Below are 3,380 nucleotides of genomic sequence, written 5' to 3'. Positions count from 1 at the left end.
GGCACGCCCTTCGCCGCCAAGCTGGGGCGCAGCGGGCTGCTGGTGCCGGTCGCCCCGGAATCGACCCTGCTGGACGCGTTGCTGGCCAAGGGGATCCGGGTGCCGAACCTGTGCCGCCAGGGCGTGTGCGGGGAGTGCCGGTTGGGCGTGCGCGGCGGCGGCATCGAACACCGCGACCACTACCTCACCGAGGACGAACGCGCCGCCGGCGACGCGCTCATGGCCTGTGTCTCCCGTGCCGCGGGCGACCTTCTGGAGCTGGAGCTATGACCACCATCGAATATTCGGAAGCGTTGCGCCGCTTCCCGTTCCCGTTCACCAAGGACGAGTACCGCTACAGCACCAATATCGAACCGGCCGGGACCGAGGCGGTCACCGCCGCCGGAGCCTGGGGTGCTCGGCAACTCGATATCGACGAGCATTACGCGGCCGAACTCGCCCAGCGGACCGCGATTCTCGACCGCGATCCGGAGCGTTCCCAGTGCCTGCCGCACATGGCCCCGGCCGCCTGGGACGCCATGCTCACGCTCATGGAGCAGCTCGCGGTCGAATACCCGGCGGAGATGTCGCTGACCCGTGACGGAAGTCGTTGGCGCTGGCGCAATCACCTGCTCGGCACCGATCTCACGTTCGTCTACGGCGACGACACGACCCTGCCCGCGCCGCCGCTGCGCTATATCGCCGATCAGGTGCAGGAGGACATCGTGCTGCTCGATCAGCGCGAGGGCAAGCTGTGGGGTGACGCCGGGGTGGTCACCTTCGCCGCCGACTGGTCCATGGGATTCGACTGCGGCATGAGCTTTCTGGAGATCCACGGCCCGGTGCCGCGCATCCACACCGAGCGGGTCATCACCCGCGCCCACGACTTCCTGCTGCGGCTGCGCCCGGAACAGGCGTATCGGCGCACCAATTGGACGCTCACCGTCGACGGCAAGCTCGACACCTCCACCGAGGGGTATCCCGAGTGGGGCCGCGACCGGCGCACCCTCGCCGAAGGCCCGCTCGCCGAGGTCGGGGACCGGCTGTATCTGCGGGTAGAGGTCCAGCATCTGATCCGGCTCGCCAACTCCGGGGCCGTCATGTTCCTCATCCGCACCTATCTGCGGTCGTTCCGGGAGGTGGCGAGCGTGCCCGCCTGGGGGCGGCGGTTGCATCGGGTGCTGGCCGAATTGCCGCAGGACATGGCCGATTACAAGGGCCTCACGCGCACCCGGGAACCCGCGGTGGCATGGCTGGCCTCGATCGGAATGGACGAATAGATGACCGCCGCCGAACGCTATCGGGTGCGTCCGGGCGCGGTCACGGCGGTGCGGGCCGAACCCGGCGATCGGCTCGACATCATCGATCCGCACGGGCGGCAGGCCGCGGAAGTGACGGTGCTCGCGGCGGTGCCCGACGCCGTCCCGGACCTCGTCGCCGACGCCCCGGCCACGGTGCTGGGCGGGCTGCGGGCCGGGGCCGACGAGAACGGATACGCCGCGGGACGGATTCTCGCGCTGCTGGCCGCCGGAGGTGTCGATGCCGGGGAGGCCAGGGCCACACGGCTTTTCGGGGCATTCTCACCCGCGGGCGCGCGGGTCGGCCTGCGGGTCGACGCGCCCGCGCTGGTGCTGGTCGCCGCTCCCGTCCCGGCCGTCCGCCTCGATCCGGTCGACCCGAATCCGGCGTCGGAACTTCTTGTCGAACTCCGGCGCGCCGCCCCGCCACCGCCCGGCCCGCCGGAACTGCCGCCCCCGCTGGTCGAACCCATCCTGGATCTGCGCGTCGACGCCGCGACCGCACGCGGCTACGAAGTCCGTGCGGGCCAATACATTCAGATCCTCGACGTCGCCGGGCGGCAGTGCTCGGACCTGCTCGCCTTCGACGCCCGCGCCTTGCAGGACGGCCTGGAGTTCGGCCTCGACCCCACCGCCACTCGCACGATCACCGGCCACGCCTTCCCGAAACCCGGTCTGTCCGGCCGGTTCTTCGACCGGCGTACCCGGCCCCTGCTCGAGGTGGTGCGCGACACCGTCGGCCGCCACGACACCTTCGCGCTGGCCTGCACCGCCAAGTACTACGCGGACCTGGGCTATCCCGGGCATATCAACTGCACCGACAACTTCAATGCCGAACTCGCCCGCTACGGCATCGGCGCGCGCCGGGGGTGGGAGGCGCTGAACCTCTTCTACAACACCGCCTTCGACGCCGACCATCAGCTCGTCGTCGACGAACCCTGGTCGCGGCCCGGCGATTACGTGCTGCTGCGGGCGGCCACCGATCTGGTGTGCGCCTCCTCGGCCTGCCCCGACGACATCGATCCCGCCAACGGCTGGCAGCCCACCGACGTGCACGTGCGCGTCTACGACACGGACAGGAAGTTCTCCGTGGCCATGGCCTCCCGAGTCACCCCCGACGCACCCGCGGTGCTGACCAGCGACAGCGGATTCGCAACCCGCACAAGGGCGCTCACGCAGCGGCTCACCGACTATCGCGGCTTCTGGCTGCCCACCGAATTCGACAATCACGGTCCCCGGCTGGAGTACCTGGCCTGCCGCGAACGCGCCGCCGTCATGGACCTGTCCGCGCTGCGCAAATTCGAGGTGCTCGGACCCGATGCCGAGGCGCTGCTGCAGGCGACCCTGACCCGCGATATCGGCAAGCTCGCCACCGGGCAGGTCGTGTACTCGGCGATGTGCACCGAGACCGGCGGCATGATCGACGACTGCACCGTATTCCGGTTGGGCGAGAACACCTTCCGATTCGTCGGCGGCGACCCCTACGACGGGGTGTGGCTGCGGGAACAAGCCGACCGGCTCGGACTGCACCGGGTGTGGGTCAAGGACTCCACGGCGCAGCTGCACAATATCGCCGTTCAGGGACCGGCCAGCCGAGACCTGCTCGGCCCGTTGATCTGGACGCCGCCCACGCAACCGGCCCTGCGGGATCTGGCGTGGTTCCGATTCCTCGTCGGCCGCCTCGGCGGACCCGACGGCATCCCGCTGGTCGTCTCGCGCACCGGCTACTCCGGCGAGCTCGGCTACGAACTGTGGACCCACCCGGGTGACGCACCCGCCCTGTGGGATGCGGTGTGGGAGGCCGGAATTCCGCACGGTCTCGCCCCGCTCGGTCTGACCGCACTGGACATGATCCGCATCGAAGCCGGGCTGGTGTTCGCGGGCTACGAATTCTGCGACCAGACCGACCCGTTCGAGGCCGGGATCGGCTTCACGGTGCCGCTGAAATCGAAGACCGTCGACTTCGTCGGCCGCGACGCCCTGCTCGAGCGCAAGGCGCATCCGCAGCGCACCCTGGTCGGCCTGCGGCTCGACGGCCCCGAGACCGCCGCCCACGGCGACAGCGTGCACGTGGGCCGCGCGCAGGTCGGCGTCGTCACCTCC

3 protein-coding genes are annotated in these 3,380 nt (G+C 70.2%); all 3 read left to right on the top strand.

Translation table 11 applies throughout. The features are described from left to right. A partial coding sequence (locus tag ACWELQ_RS41570; protein ID WP_452402481.1) for a 2Fe-2S iron-sulfur cluster-binding protein occupies positions 1–270 on the top strand: 270 nt, incomplete at its 5' end. Further along, the gene (locus ACWELQ_RS41565) at positions 267–1,259 is read left to right on the top strand and encodes a heme-dependent oxidative N-demethylase family protein (RefSeq protein WP_452402480.1); all 993 of its coding nucleotides are present in this window, start codon (positions 267–269) and stop codon (positions 1,257–1,259) included. The genes ACWELQ_RS41570 and ACWELQ_RS41565, both read left to right, overlap by 4 nt. Further along, on the top strand, positions 1,260–3,380 hold a 2,121-nt coding region (locus ACWELQ_RS41560), incomplete at its 3' end, for a DUF1989 domain-containing protein (protein ID WP_452402479.1).

Source organism: Nocardia sp. NPDC004722, from assembly GCF_053601505.1.
This window is presented reverse-complemented; position numbering and strand designations above follow the sequence as displayed.

What these genes read in the sequence shown, in the direction of transcription:
- ACWELQ_RS41565 (WP_452402480.1), top strand. Translation starts at nt 267, where the DNA reads ATGACCACCATCGAATATTCGGAAGCGTTGCGCCGCTTCCCGTTCCCG.